Genomic DNA, 15,787 nt, shown 5'->3' on the forward strand with positions numbered 1-15,787 from the left:
AATATAACAGTGTTGTTTGTTTCAGCGATTACTGGCTTTGAGAATCCCTCGAACCGTATTCCGGCTGTGGGCCCCGAAGTTGGACAGCAACTCCGCCACCAGCGCATCCAGGCGGGATTTGGCCTCGGGTTGGGCATTGGCCAATTCCTTGACCATGGTGACTTTTTCTTCGTTGGCACCGAAATCAAAAGAGGGGTCGGACACAAAGCCCTCCGGCATGCTGGCCACCAGCGTTTGGGCGATGCGGTTGCCATAGCCGGCTGCCTGTGCGGAGACGACGTTGCGCAAATAGTGGTCGTACCACTCGGGGTAGCTGCTGTCTTTCTCGGAGTTACGCAGCGCCTGGTCAAGCGCTGTGTCCTGCTTGGCCAGTGCTGAGTTCAAAAGTACCTCCGCTTGGTACTTCTCCAATGCCAGGTGGCGGTTGGAGAGCAGGGTCACCATGTCGTTTTTCATGCCTGACAAGCCCACCATGGAAATGGCGTTCACAGCAAGGAGCTTGAGGGTTGAGTCGCCGGGTGACAAGGTGGCATGGTAAGGCTGGGTCAGGTCCTGGATGTAATGAAGTGCCAGGCCGGTGAAGCGCCAGCCCCAGTAGGGGTGCCCGGTGCGGAAGGCCAGCGAAGCGAGGGTGGAGTACTGGTACACCCGCAGCTGGGGGAAGGTGCGCTTGATAAACGGCGCTGCGGTGTACAGCACCTTGCTCTCGTGCATGAAGCCCATGTGGAAGGGGGCTTGGCTGGAATACACCAGAATGGGGTTGCCAAAGGGCTGGGTACCGAAACCGTACATCTTTCCCCATTCGGAGGGGTTGTCTTCAAAGAGGTTGATATCCAGCCCGTAGTCAGGCTCATCGGCGGCGCTGGCAACCACGGCCAAGGGTGCAACGGTGTCACCAGCCTTCAAGGGTTGGAACTTCTGGCTCGCATTGCCCAACATGGGCAGTGTCGTTACCGCTTCAGAGGGCAGGCGGGGCGCGGGGGATACGGCAGTCTTGGGGTCCGGCTGGATGAAGAGTGCGAAGCGGCTGTTCGGTGCAATGCGCAGTGCATGGGCAAAAGCGAGGCGGCGGGCGTCATCGCTACGGTCCGGGTTCGCGGTGAACGCCAATTTGGCCGGGCGGGGCGGATAACTTTGCAAATTTGCAACAGCCCACGCTTCCTGGCTGGCCAGCAGTGCCTCTATGGTTTTTTCTTCCGCTTTGAGGAAAGCATCCAGCGGCTCTACCGTGACCGGCGCCGCGTTTACGACTTCGGGCATGGCCTCCAGGGCCCGGTAGGCGGCCAGGGTATGGTTCCCCCAGGCTCCCGCAGTGGAAGACATCAGCCCCATCAGGGCACCCAAGGCATACGCCAGTTTCTTCATGCATTTTTCTCCATCAGCGCCCGTGGAATATGCGCGGGCAGCTATCAAAACAATAGCTGCCCGTACGGGGCCTGCGCCCCGCGGTCTTGCTTAGACGACCTTGGCGATCGCCTGGCAGACGTAGTCGATGTTCTTGCTGTTCAGGGCAGCCACGCACATGCGGCCGGTGTCGGTGCCATACACGCCGAACTCAGAACGCAGACGCACCATCTGGTCTTTGGAGAGGCCGGAGTAGCTGAACATGCCGATCTGGGTGGTGATGAAGGACATGTCCTTGGCCACACCGGCGGCCTTGAGGCCGTCCACCAGCTTCTGGCGCATGGCCTTGATGCGCACGCGCATTTCGCCAAGTTCCTGTTCCCACTGGGCGCGCAGCTCGGGGTTGTTCAGCACGGCAGCCACGATGGCGCCACCGTGGGTGGGTGGGTTGGAGTAGTTGGTACGGATCGCGATCTTGAGCTGGCTCAGGACACGGTCGGTTTCTTCCTTGCTGCTGCCGACCACGCTCAGGGCGCCCACGCGCTCGCCGTAGAGGCTGAAGCTCTTGGAGAAGCTGGTGGATACGAAGATATTCAAGCCAGCGGCCACAAACTTGGCGATCACCGCGCCGTCTTCAGCAATGCCGTAGCCGAAGCCTTGGTAGGCCATGTCGAGGAAAGCGGTGAGGTTGCGTTCCTTCACCACAGCAATCACTTGCTCCCATTGGGCGGCGGTGATGTCGTAGCCGGTGGGGTTGTGGCAGCAGGCGTGCAGCAGCACGATGGTGCCTGCGGCAGCGGCGTTCAGCTTGGCCAGCATGCCGTCAAAGTTGATGCCGCCCAGGCCGCCGTTGGCGCTCTGGTCGAAGTAGGGGTAGGTGTCCACCGGGAAGCCGGCGTTGGTGAACAGTGCGCGGTGGTTTTCCCAGCTGGGGTCGGAGATCAAGACCGTGGCGTTGGGGCTGATCTTCTTGAGGAAGTCGGCGCCGATCTTCAGGCCGCCGGTGCCGCCAATGGCTTGCACGGTGGCCACGCGGCCGCTCTTGACGACGTCGGAGTCAGCGCCGAAGACCAGGCCCTTGACTGCAGCGTCGTAGGCGGCAATACCGTCGATAGGCAGGTAGCCGCGTGCAGTGGGCTTGTCCATCATGGTCTTTTCAGCCGCTTGCACGCATTGCAGCAGGGGGAGTTTGCCGTTGTCGTCGAAATACACGCCCACACCCAGGTTGACTTTGTTGGGGTTGGTGTCAGCGTTGAATTGTTCGTTCAGACCCAGGATAGGGTCGCGGGGAGCCATTTCGACGGCGGTAAAGAGAGACATGGATAAGTCCTGTGATTGGAATGTCGTGAGGGTTGCCCGTAAACGCTGTCAGCGCTGCGGGTTCTCCCTATTTTACTGGGCACCGAGCTGGTGCCTTTTCTGCGCAACTAACGCACGAAGCCCTTTGCCAGTGCACGCGTGAGTTCGGCTGCCGGCAGATTGCCGCATTGCGAGGCGTTTTGCCCGCTCCACAATGGGGAAAAGTCGGCGTTGCCAACGCTCTCTGCCTTTGCACGCAAGGGTGCAATGGCCGCGGTGGCCAACGGAAATGCGGGGGCGGCAGGGTTCAAAGGGCCGAGTTCGCGCATCAGCCGGTTCACGATGCCGCGTGCAGGGCGCCCGGTGAAGAGGGTGGTGAGCGCTGTATGGCGGGCTTGGGGGCTTTGAAGTGCTGCGCGGTGCAAGGCCGATGTCGTGGCTTCCGGACAGCACATATAAGCGGTTCCGATTTGCACCGCAGACGCGCCGAGCGCCATGGCTGCGGCTACGCCTGCTGCGTCGGCAATGCCCCCGGCGGCAATGACCGGCACCCGAACAGCCTGCACGATCTGCGGCAACAAGGCCATGGTGCCCATTTGGGTGCTCAAGTCTCCGTTCAAAAAGATTCCGCGGTGGCCGCCTGCCTCCAGGCCTTGGGCAATGATGGCATCGGCACCATGCGCCTGAAGCCACAGGGCTTCATCCACCGTGGTGGCAGAGGCCAGCACCCGGCTGCCCCAGCTTTTGACGCGTGCCAACAGCGTCTTGGGAGGCAACCCGAAATGGAAACTCATGACCGCAGGCTTGAAGGCCTCGACAACATCAGCGGCTTGTTCGCTAAAGGGGGCGCGTCCGGGGCCGGGCGCGATTCCGGCAAGTGAAAGCCCAAGCTCGTTGTAGTAGGGTTGAAGTGTCTGTTGCCACAGCGCTTCCCGGGCCGGGTCAGGCTCGGGCGGGGTATGGCAAAAGAAATTGACGTTGTAGGGTTTGTCGGTGAGGGCGGTGAGCTGCGATAGCTCTTTGTCAAGCGCTTCCTGGCTCAGCATCGCCGCTGGAATGGAGCCCAAGCCGCCTGCATTGCAGACCGCGGCAGCCAGTGCATGGCCTTGTACCCCTGCCATGGGGGCCTGAACCAGGGGGAGGGTGGTGCCCAGGAATGAGGGGTTTGGCATAGCGTCTTCCTGCGTGTGAGCGGTCTAGTCTACAGTTCCACCTTTGCCCCTTTGAAGCCTGCCGCCATGTCTTTCCCTCAGCCCACCCCTGCAGTAACCGATGATGCCGAACAGGTGCGCACGGGCACGTTTGTGAGCTACCCCGATTCGCCTTTCGAGCTGTACCAGCCGTATCCGCCGGCGGGTGACCAACCGGAGGCCATCAGCCAGCTGGTGAGTGGTGTGGAAGACGGTGAAGTGTTCCAGACCCTGCTCGGCGTGACCGGCTCGGGCAAGACTTTCACCATGGCCAATGTGATTGCCCGTTTGGGGCGCCCGGCCATCGTGTTTGCGCCCAACAAAACGCTGGCCGCCCAGCTGTACAGCGAGTTTCGCGAGTTCTTTCCCAAGAATGCGGTGGAATATTTCGTCAGCTATTACGACTACTACCAGCCCGAAGCCTATGTGCCTCAGCGTGACCTCTTTATTGAAAAGGACAGCGCGATCAACGAGCACATCGAGCAGATGCGCCTCTCGTGCACCAAGAGCCTGCTGGAGCGGCGGGACGTGGTCATCGTGGCCACCGTGTCTGCGATCTACGGTATCGGCAAACCCGAGAGCTACCACCAGATGGTGATGACGCTGCGCGTGGGCGACAAGCTGGGTCAGCGGGACATGATTGCCCAGCTGGTGCGCATGCAGTACCAGCGCAATGACATGGACTTCAGCCGCGGCGCTTTCCGGGTGCGGGGCGACACCATCGACATTTTTCCGGCGGAGCACAGCGAAATGGCCATCCGCGTGGAGCTGTTTGATGACGAAATCGAGAGCCTGCAGCTGTTTGACCCGCTGACCGGCCGGATTCGCCAGAAGATCCCGCGCTTCACGGTCTACCCCAGCAGCCACTACGTGACGCCCCGCGATCAGGTGCTCGCCGCAGTGGAAACGATCAAGACGGAACTCTCAGACCGCCTCAAAGAGCTGGTTTCGGCAGGCAAGCTGGTGGAGGCACAGCGGCTGGAACAGCGCACCCGCTTCGATCTGGAAATGCTGAGTGAGGTGGGGCACTGCAAAGGCATTGAAAACTACTCCCGCCATCTGAGCGGCTCTGCCCCCGGCGAGCCACCTTCGACGCTGACGGACTATTTGCCCAAAGATGCACTCATGTTTCTGGACGAAAGCCATGTGCTGATCGGCCAGTTTGGCGGCATGTACAACGGGGACCGGGCCCGCAAGACGACGCTGGTGGAATATGGTTTTCGATTGCCTAGCGCCCTGGATAACCGGCCGTTGAAGTTTGAAGAGTTCGAGACCAAGATGCGCCAAGTCATCTTTGTGTCTGCCACACCCGCGCAATGGGAAAACGAGCATGCCGGTCAGGTGGTGGAGCAAGTGGTGCGGCCAACAGGCTTGGTGGACCCTGAAGTGGAAGTACGGCCAGCGGGCACCCAGGTGGACGATGTGCTGCAGGAAATCCGTATCCGCGTGGACAAAAACGAGCGTGTGCTGATTACAACGCTTACCAAGCGCATGGCGGAGCAGTTGACGGATTACCTGACGGACAACGGCGTGAAGGTGCGCTACCTGCACAGCGATGTGGACACCGTGGAGCGGGTGGAAATTCTGCGCGACCTTCGTCTGGGTACCTTTGATGTCCTTGTGGGGATCAACCTGCTGCGGGAAGGTTTGGATATTCCCGAGGTGTCGCTCGTGGCCATTCTGGATGCCGACAAGGAAGGCTTTTTGCGTTCCGAACGATCACTCATTCAGACCATTGGCCGGGCGGCCCGGAACCTGGAAGGAAAGGCGATTTTGTACGCCGACAAGATCACCGACTCCATGGAGCGCGCCATTGGTGAAACTGAACGCCGCCGCAAAAAGCAGATGGCCCACAACTTGGAGCGTGGCATCACGCCCAAGGCCATCGTGAAGAAAGTGCGGGATCTGATTGACGGCGTGTACAGCGAAAAGGCCGGCAAGGAGGCAGAACGCCTGGAGCGCGATGCCCAGCAACGGGCGCAGGTGGAGGACATGAGCGAGAAGGATATTTCCCGCGAAATCAAGCGCTTGGAGAAGCTGATGATGGAGCATGCCCGCAACCTGGAGTTCGAAAAGGCGGCGCGCGTGCGGGACCAATTGACCATCCTGAAGGAGCAGGCTTTTGGTGCGCCGGGAGCGGACAACGTCGTGATTTTGTAAAGTTGATTATTCCTATCGGGTAAATAGACTGATCAGTCTGCTTACCCGAGTGATCTGCGGGGTTTAGTGCTATACTTGAGTCCGCTAGTCAACAACCCTGCCACGAAGGAGCAAGCGATGCGTCTCACCACCAAAGGCCGTTTTGCGGTCACCGCGATGATCGATCTGGGCCTGCGCCAAAGCTCCGGGCCTGTGACTCTGGCTGCCATCAGCCAGCGCCAGCAAATTTCCCTTTCTTACCTTGAGCAGCTTTTCGGCAAGCTGCGTCGCCATGATCTGGTCGAGTCGACCCGTGGCCCCGGCGGCGGTTACACCTTGGCTCGCAAGGCCTCTGACATCACCGTGGCGGAAATCATCACGTCGGTGGATGAACCGATTGATGCCACCCAGTGCAGTGGCAAAGAAAACTGTCTGGGCGAAGGTGCCCGCTGCATGACCCACGACCTGTGGGCTTCCCTGAACACCCGTATGGTGGAGTTTCTGGATTCGGTCACTCTTCAAAAGCTGGTGGACGACCAGTTGGCCAAGGGTCTGCAAATCGAAGACAAGCCTACCGTCAAGCGTGCCATTTCGGCCATGCCTGTGGTCAAGCCCATTCGTGTGAATGCGCCCAATTCGGTCTTCGCCTTGGGCAACGCCTTCTCCAAATCCTGATTTTTACTGACAGCCAGCATCGAGCCAGCTATGGACACCACACCTCATTTCCCGATTTACATGGATTACAGCGCCACCAACCCCTGCGATGAGCGGGTGGTGGATGCCATGGTTCCCTGGCTTCGCAACCACTTTGGCAATCCGGCGTCCCGCAGCCACGCCTGGGGTTGGGAAGCGGAAGCCGCAGTGGAAAAAGCCCGCGAGCAAGTCGCCTCCCTGATCAACGCGGACCCGCGTGAAATTGTCTGGACATCGGGCGCCACCGAGTCCAATAACCTGGCGCTCAAAGGTGCAGCGCAGTTTTACAAAGGCAGAGGCAAGCACATCATCACGGTGAAAACCGAGCACAAGGCAGTATTGGATACCTGCCGCGAGCTGGAGCGCCAAGGCTTTGAGGTGACCTACCTTGATGTGCAAGAAGACGGCTTGGTGAATCTGGATGCCTTCAAGTCAGCGATCCGCCCTGACACCATTTTGGCCAGCGTCATGTTCGTGAATAACGAAATTGGCGTGATCCAGGATGTGACCGCTCTGGGTAATGCTTGCCGCGAAAAGGGAGTCATTTTCCACGTCGACGCAGCGCAAGCGACCGGTCGTGTGGATATTGACATGTCCCAGTTGCCTATCGATCTGATGAGCCTCACCTCTCACAAGACCTATGGCCCCAAAGGCATCGGTGCTCTGTTTGTGCGCCGTAAGCCACGCATCCGCCTGGAGGCCCAAATGCACGGTGGCGGCCATGAGCGCGGTATGCGCAGTGGCACATTGCCGACCCACCAGATCGTGGGCATGGGAGAGGCTTACGCTATCGCCAAGGCCGAGATGCACGAAGAGAACAAGCGCATCAAGGCTTTGCATGACCGCATGTTGGCCGGCCTGGAGGGGATAGAGCAGGTCTTCATCAACGGCCACAAGGAAAAGCGCGTTCCCCACAACTTGAACATGAGTTTCAATTATGTGGAAGGCGAGTCGCTGATCATGGGTATCAAGGGTCTTGCGGTCAGCAGTGGTTCGGCGTGTACTTCCGCCTCGCTGGAACCTAGTTACGTGTTGCGCGCGTTGGGCCGCAGCGATGAGTTGGCCCACAGCAGCTTGCGCATGACCATCGGTCGTTGGACGACCGAAGCAGACATTGATTACGCGGTAGACACGATCAAGCAAAACGTGGCCAAGCTGCGTGATTTGAGTCCCCTGTGGGATATGTACAAAGAAGGTATTGACCTGTCCACGATCCAGTGGGCGGCGCACTGATTGAAATTACGAGGTATTCCACATGGCATATTCAGACAAGGTCGTTGACCACTACGAAAACCCCCGCAATGTCGGCTCCTTTGACAAGGGCGACGAGTCTGTGGGCACCGGCATGGTGGGTGCCCCCGCTTGCGGTGACGTGATGAAGTTGCAGATCAAGGTCAATCCCCAAACCGGCGTGATTGAAGACGCCCGTTTCAAGACCTATGGCTGCGGCTCTGCGATTGCTTCCAGCTCCCTGGTCACTGAGTGGGTAAAGGGCAAGACGCTGGACGAAGCTGCTGCCCTGAAGAACAGCCAAATCGCGGAAGAGCTGGCACTGCCACCGGTCAAGATTCACTGCTCCATCCTGGCGGAAGACGCTATTAAGGCAGCCGTGGATGACTACAAGAAAAAGCACCTGAACTGATATGGCCGTCACTCTGACTGAGGCTGCTGCGCGGCACGTCACCCGGTATCTGACCAAGCGCGGTAAAGGCGTTGGCGTGCGATTGGGCGTGAAGACGACCGGTTGCTCTGGCTTGGCGTATCAGCTCGAATATGTGGACGAGCTGGCGCCCGAAGACGTCGTCTTCGAAGGCCACGGCGTGAAAGTGTTGGTGGACCCCAAGAGCCTTGCTTATATCGACGGTACGCAACTGGACTTTGTGCGCGAAGGGCTGAACGAAGGTTTTCGTTTCAACAACCCCAACGAGCGTGACAAATGCGGTTGCGGTGAGTCCTTCCGCGTGTGAATTTGCACGATGATGACTTTGCGCTGTTCGGCCTGAAGCAATCATTTGCCCAGGATCGCGCAGCCATGGATGCGCGTTGGAAAGAGCTTCAGCGCGAGGCCCACCCCGACAAGTTCGCATCCCATGGTGTTGCTGCGCAGCGCGTTGCCATGCAATGGTCGGTACGTATCAACGAGGCGTACCAGCGCTTGAAGGATCCTTTGAAGCGTGCAGCCTACTTGTGTGAGTTGGCCGGGTTCCCCATTCAGGCTCATAGCAACACAGCCATGCCGCCTTCATTCCTGATGCGGCAAATGGAGTGGCGTGAGGCGCTGGATGATGCAAGCGAGGCGGATACGGTGGAAGCGCTGCTCACTGATGTGCAAGCCGCGCGCAAGGACCTGCTGGCACAGTGTGAAAAGTGCCTGGATCAAGACCGTGATCCTGCGTCTGCGGTTGCGAGTGTCCGGGCATTGATGTTTATTGATAAGTTCGCCCAAGACCTGAATCAGCGCTTGGATCAATTTGAATAGTGTGAGTCTCCATGGCGCTTCTGCAAATCTCTGAACCCGGGCAATCTCCCAATCCCCATGAGCGCCGTATTGCCGTCGGTATTGACCTGGGGACCACGCATTCCTTGGTGGCCGCTGTACGTAACGGCGTGGCTGAGTGCCTGCCCGATGCGGAAGGTCGTGTCGTATTGCCCAGCGTGGTCCGCTACCTGGATGCAGACCGCAGGCAAATCGGATTTGAGGCGCTTGCCAGCCAGACCGCTGACCCCGGCAACACCATTGCGTCCGTGAAACGCTTGATGGGCCGCGGCGTGGCCGATGTGGCGCACATCGAAAAGCTGCCCTATGCGCTGGTTGATGAGCCGGGAATGGCCCGCATCCGTACCATTGCCGGCATCAAAAGCCCGGTAGAAATCAGCGCGGAGATTCTGGCCACGTTGCGATTCCGGGCGGAAGACAGCTTCAACGACGACATTTTCGGCGCTGTAATCACCGTACCTGCGTATTTTGATGATGCGCAGCGCCAAGCGACCAAAGACGCGGCCCAGCTGGCGGGCCTCAATGTCCTGAGGCTTATCAATGAGCCCACGGCGGCTGCCATTGCCTACGGTTTGGACAACGCAGCAGAAGGTGTTTACGCCATCTATGACCTGGGGGGGGCACATTCGATATCTCCATTCTTCGTTTGTCCCAAGGTGTATTTGAAGTGCTCTCCACGGGAGGCGACTCCGCCTTGGGGGGGACGACTATGACCGAGCGCTGGCTGAAGCCATTCTCGTTCGTAGCGGCTTGAGTGCTGATACAGCGGAAGACCAGGCAGAGCTGATGGCCGCGGCGCGGGCATGCAAGGAAGCCTTGTCTGACGAGGACATTGCCACTGTGGAAGTGGAGCTGTCCGGCGGCGAGATCGACTTGTCATTGAATCGCGAAGAGTTTGAAGCAGCTACGCAGTCACTCACCGCCCGTACCTTGCAAGCGGTGCGCAAGGCGCTGCGTGATGCAGGTTTGGGTAAAGAAGAAGTCAAAGGCGTCGTTCTGGTTGGTGGCTCGACCCGCATGCCGCAGATCAAGCACGCAGTAGGCGCGTTTTTCGGCCAGGAGCCCCTGACCAATTTGAATCCGGACGAGGTGGTCGCTTTGGGTGCCGCCATCCAGGCGAATCAACTGGCGGGCAATAACCCGTCCGGTGAACTGCTTTTGCTTGATGTGATTCCTCTATCGCTGGGTGTAGAGACCATGGGCGGTCTGGTGGAGCGCATTGTTCCCCGCAACCAGACCATCCCTACGGCCATGGCCCAGGATTTCACGACCTACAAGGATGGCCAAACAGCGCTGGCTTTGCATGTGGTCCAGGGCGAGCGGGATTTGGTCGCGGATTGCCGCAGCCTGGCCCGCTTTGAATTGCGTGGTATTCCCCCCATGGCGGCTGGCGCAGCCCGTATCCGGGTGACCTTCACGGTGGATGCGGATGGGTTGCTGAACGTGTCTGCCAAAGAGCAGGTCAGTGGCGTGGAGGCACGCATTGACGTGAAGCCTTCTTACGGTCTGACGGATGACCAGATCGCTGCCATGCTCAAAGACAGCTTCAGCACTGCCGAGGCTGACATGCGTGCCCGCGCACTGGTGGAGGCGAGGGTAGATGCCGACCGTTTGTTGCTGGCCACACGCAGTGCGTTGGACATTGACGGTGACTTGTTGGACGAGACTGAGCGCGCATCGGTGGACCAAGCCATGCTGCATTTGACGCAAGCCATTGCAGCGACAGAACCTGCTGTCATCGAGGCAGCTGTGAAGGCCCTCGCCGATGTGACTGAACCCTTTGCCGCCATGCGCATGAATCGCGGGATTACCAAAGCGTTGGCTGGTAAAAACATCGAATCCATCTGAACGAATTGACCCCTATGCCCATCATCAAGATCCTTCCACATCCAGAGTACTGCCCGGACGGCGCGGAAGTGAAAGCCGCACCAGGCACTTCCATTTGTGAAGCGCTGCTGGAAAACGGTATCGCTATCGAGCATGCCTGCGACATGAGCTGTGCCTGCACGACCTGCCATGTCATCGTGCGCGAGGGCTTGGGCTCTTTGAATGAAGCCGAAGAGACAGAAGAAGATCTGCTGGACCGGGCATGGGGCCTGGAGCCCCAATCCCGCCTGAGCTGCCAGGCTTATCTGGCGCAGCAGGATCTGGTGGTGCAAATTCCCAAGTACTCGATCAATCACGCCAAAGAGAACCACTGAGGCCAGCCATGCGCCAAATTGTTCTGGACACCGAAACCACCGGCTTCTATGCCAACCATCCGGACAACCCGGATCGCATGGTGGAAATTGGCTGCGTGGAATTGGTCAACCGCAAGCTGACTGGCAACAACCTCCATTTCTACTTGAACCCGGGGCGGGATAGTGACGAGGGAGCGCTGCGCGTCCACGGTTTGACCACACAGTTCCTGAGCGACAAGCCGCGTTTTGAAGAGATTGCACAGCAACTGGTGGACTACGTTGCCGGCGCTGAAATCATCATTCACAACGCGCCTTTTGACTTGTCATTTCTTGACATGGAACTGGGGCGTACCGGCCGTAAACCCTTCAAGACCTGCGTAGCAGGGGTGCTGGACACCTTGGTTATGGCCAAGGAAATGTTTCCCGGCAAACGCAACAGTCTGGATGCCTTGTGCGACCGCCTGGAAGTTGACAACTCCGGCCGCACATTGCACGGCGCTTTGCTGGATGCCGAGTTGCTGGCAGATGTTTACATCAACATGACGCGCGGGCAGGATGCCCTGCTCATGGAGAGCAGTGCGCCTCAGGAAGCCGGCATTGTGGTCGAGCAGCTCGACTTGCGCAGCATCCAACTCCCGGTGCTCGAAGCCAATGCGCAGGAAATGGCTGCGCACGAGGATGTCCTCAGTCAGCTCGACAAGTCCAGCGGAGGAAAAACCGTCTGGAAGCTGATGGCCTGAAAATTTGGTATATAATTTGAGACTTCCTTGATACGGAAACAAAGTTTCAAGGGCGATTAGCTCAGGGGTAGAGCACTGCATTCACACTGCAGGGGTCACATGTTCGATCCATGTATCGCCCACCAATAAAAAGCCTTCTAAGTTCTGCTTAGAAGGCTTTTTTCTTTGCTCTTTCACTTCTGCCTGACGCTGTGCCGGGTCGCCGGCAGAACATTACTTCAGCCGGGCGCAGTGGGTGATGGCTGGGTCAAGTAGTGCAATGCCAGTTTGTCCTCCCGGCTGAGGTTTTTGAAGGCCATACCCGCGATGTAGCTTTCAAGCCCTGGTGGGCGGCTGTGGTGGCATACCGTCGCGCTGATCTCGAGTGACAAGGGCGCGCCATCGATACGACCTTCCAAACCGAGGCTGAGGGCTGCTCCTACGGCGCCCAGTGGTGTCGCACATCGAACCATGGCGCCTTGCGGGCTGAGGTCCACGAGGATTACGTCACGTTTGTCATCCGATCCTTCCAACTGCACGCGGGCTGGCCAGGACACTTTGGTGCGCATGGATTGGCGGACCTGTTTGGCATCGACCAGTGCCGGGTAGGCCAGCAGGGCATACGCGAAAGGCTTCTCGAAGGTCTGCAGCACTTTGCTGATGAAGGAAAACTCGTGCTGGCCGGTAAAGCCCCGAACGACACACACGTCACCCTGCGTCATTTCGGTTTGGGTCGCGTCCGAGCCTGCGGGGCCCACCATAACCCCTTTACCTTCGATCGCCCCGAAAAACTGGGCTTCAATTTTGGTGGCACCTTCTGCCAGACGCCGGGTCTGCAAAGCCATGCCGGAGCGCAGGCCCAGCGCCTTGAGTGGCAGTCGCAAAACCGCATCGGCAGGATGGGCAGCGTTGTCGTGGGTGTCGGTCATGGGTATCTCGCCGGTATCACAGGGCGGGTGCTGGCAAGGTTTGTGCCCATTCAATAATCGTCTTCGCCATGGGGGCAACGGCCTTGGGCGCTTTGATGGCGCCCGCCAGCACGTGTTGGCCCTTGGACTCGCTGTAGTCGACCTGCACCAGTTGTTTGGTTTGGGAATTGAAGCGTGCAATCGCTGCCTTGGTTTGCTCGGGTTCTACCGTTTCGTCCGCAGCGCTGTAAAACACCAAAACCGGCGTGCTGAATCGCTCCAAGGGCCCTTCGCGCACGCCTTTGACGAGCGCCATCATGGGAAACAAAGCTTTGGTCGGGTAGTTACTGGTCCAGGCATTTGCCTCCGCGTTGCTGGCAGGAGTCCAGCTGCGCTGTTCGCCCAGAATGCCGAAGGCGATCTGGTGGCCCCATGGGCCGTTGATGAGGTCTGCCCGGGTGTCCTTGGGGCCGAAATTGGGCGATACGAACACGTGGCCCGCTACCTGTGCATTGCGGTCATGGGTGCCCAACCAAGTTGACAAAGTCGCCCCGGTCGAGCAGCTGATGATCAATACCTTTTCGCCCAGTTGCTGACCGATGCGAAGCGCTTCGTCAGCGTCTGCCAGCCAGTCTTGTACGGATACCTGGCCCATGGCAGCACCGGGAAGACCATGGCCGCTGAGGCGGGTGTAAAAGACATTGGCGCCCAGTGCTTTGGCAACCTGTTCGGTCAAAGGGGCAGTTTCCAGACGGCTTGCGGAAAAGCCATGGATGTAGACCACTGACCAGGGTGTGCGCTGCCCGGCTTCACCCGCCCACACAATGCCTTTTGCATTGCCGGGCTTGATGCTGTTCATCTTGGCTTCTTGAGCGCTGATCCATGTGTCCAGCTCAGCCACGTTTTGGGGCGCTTGCGCGCGTGGCAAAGGGCTATCGGGGCCGAATGCGTTGCGGGGGCCGGCAAAGAACACGGCAACGGCGATAGCCAATGTGGCCAGCAGGCCTGTCAGAACCTTGAACCAGCGGCTCCCGGTGGCCTTTAAGGAGGTGGATGCAATGGTTGACAAGTCAATGGCTCCCTGTGGTTGAAATGGCCCGTAGGAAGCGCACTGTTTGATGCTCTGGCGTTCGCCTCCCTCGCTAAGATGGTACACCGGCTCGCGCTTTGCGGGCATGCAGGAGTGGGTATGAAACTACAAGCGGTGGTCCCCGGGAGCTGGAGCAGTTTGCCGGCCATAAGTCTGTTGTGCGCCGGGTTGATCTCAGGCTGCGCAGACATGGAGCACGTCGGCTGGCATCTGGCCTCAAGCACCAAACCAGCGCTGATGCAGATCAATGGCCAACGCCTCGAGGGCGATGTGCAGTTGAGGCCGGACCGCACCGGGGCGATCCGGATGGCGGGGGAGGGCAGCATTGCCAGTTGTGCAGGCTCCTTGCGCTTCACGGCGGTGAATTCGGGGGCCATGGACATGCGTTGCAGCGATGGCGGCATGTTTGACCTGCGATTCGCCCTGGTGAATGAAGTGAAGGGCTACGCCTTCGGCTCCTACCAGGATGCCACGGTGGCACTGACTTTCGGGATGGAGGCCCCAGAGGCCCAGGCGTACCTGGCCCGTGCGTCTGCAAAAGCCGCTGTAGGTGCAGCACCGGTAACTCCTTGACGCGATATGGATACCGTTGATTGCGTAGTGATCGGTGCGGGCGTCGTGGGGCTGGCAGTCGCGCGCAGTCTGGCTTTGGCCGGGCGTGAGGTGTTGGTTCTTGAGGCATGCGAGAGTTTTGGCACCCAGACAAGTGCGCGCAATAGCGAGGTAATTCACGCAGGCATCTACTACCCGAAAGATTCCCTGAAGGCCCGTTTGTGCGTAGAAGGTAAACAGCTGCTTTACGCCTACCTGCAAGAGCGGCATCTCCCGTATCAACAGTGCGGGAAATTGCTGGTAGCCACGCGGACCGACCAACTTGCCCAACTTGAGGTGTTACAGGCAAAAGCTGCGGCGAACGGCGTCGGTGACCTGCGGCTGTTGGACCAGGCCGAGGCGCGAAGCCTTGAGCCTGCATTGCACTGCGTAGGCGCTTTGCTGTCGCCTTCCACAGGAATCGTGGACAGCCACGCCCTGATGGTCTCTTTACTGGGGGATCTGGAAGCATCCGGAGGCATTCTGGCCGTGAATTCGGTGCTGGCGCACGCCGAATATGCGGGAGGCGCTATTGAATTAGTAGCGGAGGACGGCACGGAGTTGCGTGCGAAAACGGTGGTGAATGCGGCCGGTCTGCAGGCTTGTGAGGTAGCGCGGCGTTGCCGCGGGATGCGGCAGGAGGCGATACCGAGAGCGCATTACGCCAAGGGCAGTTACTTTGCGTTGTCCTCACGCAGCCCCTTCAGTCGCCTCATTTACCCGGTTCCCGAAGCGGCTGGCTTGGGTGTGCACCTGACGCTGGACATGGGCGGACAAGCCCGCTTCGGGCCTGATGTGGAGTGGGTAGATAACCCCGAGGACCTGCAGGTTGATCCTGCTCGCGGCGAGGTGTTTTACAGTGAAATACGCAAATACTGGCCGGCGTTGCCGGATGGCGCTTTGCAAGCCGCCTACGCCGGCATGCGGCCCAAGATTTCGGGGCCCGGTGAACCGGCGGCGGATTTTCTGATCCAAGGGGTTGGCGAACATGGTGTGCTGGGTTGGATCAATCTGCTGGGTATCGAGTCGCCGGGGCTGACCAGTGCCATGGCAATCGGTGCGTATATAGAGGGCCTGGTCGGCGCAGAATAAGAGGCTTGCGGGTGCACGAGTCTGAATTGTCGAAACAGGAAGGAA

General features: G+C 59.2%; 15 protein-coding genes, 1 tRNA gene and 1 pseudogene. 12 read left to right on the forward strand and 5 right to left on the reverse strand.

The genetic code is table 11. The annotated features are described in order from the left end of the window. Positions 1-21 precede the first annotated feature (21 nt). The 3 genes from RAN89_RS10710 to RAN89_RS10720 form a co-directional block, all read right to left on the reverse strand. Positions 22-1,365, reverse strand: coding sequence for a hypothetical protein (locus RAN89_RS10710; RefSeq protein ID WP_313866304.1), 1,344 nt, complete (start codon positions 1,363-1,365; stop codon positions 22-24). A 90-nt stretch (positions 1,366-1,455) separates the two neighbouring features. Further along, entirely contained in the window at positions 1,456-2,664 is a 1,209-nt protein-coding gene (locus tag RAN89_RS10715) for an amino acid aminotransferase (protein ID WP_313866305.1), read from the reverse strand. A 107-nt stretch (positions 2,665-2,771) separates the two neighbouring features. Beyond that, entirely contained in the window at positions 2,772-3,815 is a 1,044-nt protein-coding gene (locus tag RAN89_RS10720; protein ID WP_313866306.1) for an NAD(P)H-dependent flavin oxidoreductase, read from the reverse strand. Between the two features lie 66 nt (positions 3,816-3,881). Here RAN89_RS10720 and uvrB point away from each other — a divergent pair, with 66 nt between their 5' ends. The 10 genes and pseudogenes from uvrB (at position 3,882) to RAN89_RS10770 (ending at position 12,207) form a co-directional block, all read left to right on the forward strand. After that, entirely contained in the window at positions 3,882-5,993 is a 2,112-nt protein-coding gene (gene uvrB, locus RAN89_RS10725) for an excinuclease ABC subunit UvrB (protein WP_313866307.1), read from the forward strand. Positions 5,994-6,110: 117 nt separating this feature from the next. Further along, complete coding sequence (iscR, locus tag RAN89_RS10730) at positions 6,111-6,647, forward strand: Fe-S cluster assembly transcriptional regulator IscR (RefSeq protein ID WP_087493590.1); 537 nt, start codon at positions 6,111-6,113, stop codon at positions 6,645-6,647. Between the two features lie 30 nt (positions 6,648-6,677). Continuing rightward, positions 6,678-7,898, forward strand: a complete 1,221-nt coding sequence (locus RAN89_RS10735; protein ID WP_313866308.1) for an IscS subfamily cysteine desulfurase — start codon at positions 6,678-6,680, stop codon at positions 7,896-7,898. Between the two features lie 22 nt (positions 7,899-7,920). Next, on the forward strand, positions 7,921-8,307 hold the full coding sequence (gene iscU / locus RAN89_RS10740; RefSeq protein ID WP_087493592.1) for a Fe-S cluster assembly scaffold IscU: 387 nt from the start codon (positions 7,921-7,923) through the stop codon (positions 8,305-8,307). Position 8,308: 1 nt separating this feature from the next. Further along, positions 8,309-8,632 (forward strand): iron-sulfur cluster assembly protein IscA, encoded by a 324-nt coding sequence (gene iscA / locus RAN89_RS10745; protein ID WP_138515903.1) that lies wholly within the window; start codon positions 8,309-8,311, stop codon positions 8,630-8,632. Continuing rightward, complete coding sequence (gene hscB, locus RAN89_RS10750) at positions 8,629-9,144, forward strand: Fe-S protein assembly co-chaperone HscB (protein WP_313866309.1); 516 nt, start codon at positions 8,629-8,631, stop codon at positions 9,142-9,144. Before iscA ends, hscB begins: the two co-directional genes overlap by 4 nt. A gap of 11 nt (positions 9,145-9,155) precedes the next feature. Further along, a pseudogene (gene hscA / locus RAN89_RS10755) lies at positions 9,156-11,010 on the forward strand (Fe-S protein assembly chaperone HscA). A 14-nt stretch (positions 11,011-11,024) separates the two neighbouring features. Beyond that, positions 11,025-11,363 carry an ISC system 2Fe-2S type ferredoxin gene (gene fdx, locus RAN89_RS10760; protein ID WP_087493596.1) on the forward strand — a complete coding sequence of 113 codons (339 nt, stop codon included), beginning with the start codon at positions 11,025-11,027 and terminating at the stop codon, positions 11,361-11,363. 8 nt (positions 11,364-11,371) lie between these two features. Beyond that, a complete protein-coding gene (dnaQ, locus tag RAN89_RS10765) occupies positions 11,372-12,082 on the forward strand; it encodes a DNA polymerase III subunit epsilon (protein ID WP_313866310.1) in 711 nt (236 codons plus the stop codon). Between the two features lie 50 nt (positions 12,083-12,132). Beyond that, positions 12,133-12,207 (forward strand) — tRNA-Val (locus RAN89_RS10770). Between the two features lie 93 nt (positions 12,208-12,300). Here the strand turns inward: RAN89_RS10770 and RAN89_RS10775 are convergent. After that, on the reverse strand, positions 12,301-12,990 hold the full coding sequence (locus RAN89_RS10775) for a PilZ domain-containing protein (protein WP_313866311.1): 690 nt from the start codon (positions 12,988-12,990) through the stop codon (positions 12,301-12,303). A gap of 16 nt (positions 12,991-13,006) precedes the next feature. Further along, positions 13,007-14,038 (reverse strand): alpha/beta hydrolase, encoded by a 1,032-nt coding sequence (locus RAN89_RS10780; RefSeq protein WP_313866312.1) that lies wholly within the window; start codon positions 14,036-14,038, stop codon positions 13,007-13,009. 120 nt (positions 14,039-14,158) lie between these two features. Here RAN89_RS10780 and RAN89_RS10785 point away from each other — a divergent pair, with 120 nt between their 5' ends. Both RAN89_RS10785 and RAN89_RS10790 read left to right on the forward strand, forming a co-directional pair. Continuing rightward, positions 14,159-14,632, forward strand: a complete 474-nt coding sequence (locus RAN89_RS10785; protein WP_313866313.1) for a hypothetical protein — start codon at positions 14,159-14,161, stop codon at positions 14,630-14,632. A gap of 6 nt (positions 14,633-14,638) precedes the next feature. Further along, positions 14,639-15,742: an NAD(P)/FAD-dependent oxidoreductase gene (locus RAN89_RS10790; protein WP_313866314.1), complete on the forward strand. Its 1,104-nt coding sequence runs from the start codon at positions 14,639-14,641 to the stop codon at positions 15,740-15,742. Positions 15,743-15,787: the final 45 nt, after the last annotated feature.

The sequence above is a fragment of the Rhodoferax mekongensis genome (assembly GCF_032191775.1).
GTDB lineage: Bacteria > Pseudomonadota > Gammaproteobacteria > Burkholderiales > Burkholderiaceae_C > Allorhodoferax > Allorhodoferax mekongensis.

Coding starts and splice junctions, on each gene's coding strand:
- iscA (WP_138515903.1), top strand. CDS start 8,309: ATGGCCGTCACTCTGACTGAGGCTGCTGCGCGGCACGTCACCCGGTAT.
- uvrB (WP_313866307.1), top strand. CDS start 3,882: ATGTCTTTCCCTCAGCCCACCCCTGCAGTAACCGATGATGCCGAACAG.
- iscU (WP_087493592.1), top strand. CDS start 7,921: ATGGCATATTCAGACAAGGTCGTTGACCACTACGAAAACCCCCGCAAT.
- RAN89_RS10785 (WP_313866313.1), top strand. CDS start 14,159: ATGAAACTACAAGCGGTGGTCCCCGGGAGCTGGAGCAGTTTGCCGGCC.
- fdx (WP_087493596.1), top strand. CDS start 11,025: ATGCCCATCATCAAGATCCTTCCACATCCAGAGTACTGCCCGGACGGC.
- RAN89_RS10775 (WP_313866311.1), bottom strand. CDS start 12,990: ATGACCGACACCCACGACAACGCTGCCCATCCTGCCGATGCGGTTTTG.
- RAN89_RS10715 (WP_313866305.1), bottom strand. CDS start 2,664: ATGTCTCTCTTTACCGCCGTCGAAATGGCTCCCCGCGACCCTATCCTG.
- iscR (WP_087493590.1), top strand. CDS start 6,111: ATGCGTCTCACCACCAAAGGCCGTTTTGCGGTCACCGCGATGATCGAT.
- RAN89_RS10710 (WP_313866304.1), bottom strand. CDS start 1,365: ATGAAGAAACTGGCGTATGCCTTGGGTGCCCTGATGGGGCTGATGTCT.
- dnaQ (WP_313866310.1), top strand. CDS start 11,372: ATGCGCCAAATTGTTCTGGACACCGAAACCACCGGCTTCTATGCCAAC.
- RAN89_RS10720 (WP_313866306.1), bottom strand. CDS start 3,815: ATGCCAAACCCCTCATTCCTGGGCACCACCCTCCCCCTGGTTCAGGCC.
- RAN89_RS10790 (WP_313866314.1), top strand. CDS start 14,639: ATGGATACCGTTGATTGCGTAGTGATCGGTGCGGGCGTCGTGGGGCTG.
- RAN89_RS10735 (WP_313866308.1), top strand. CDS start 6,678: ATGGACACCACACCTCATTTCCCGATTTACATGGATTACAGCGCCACC.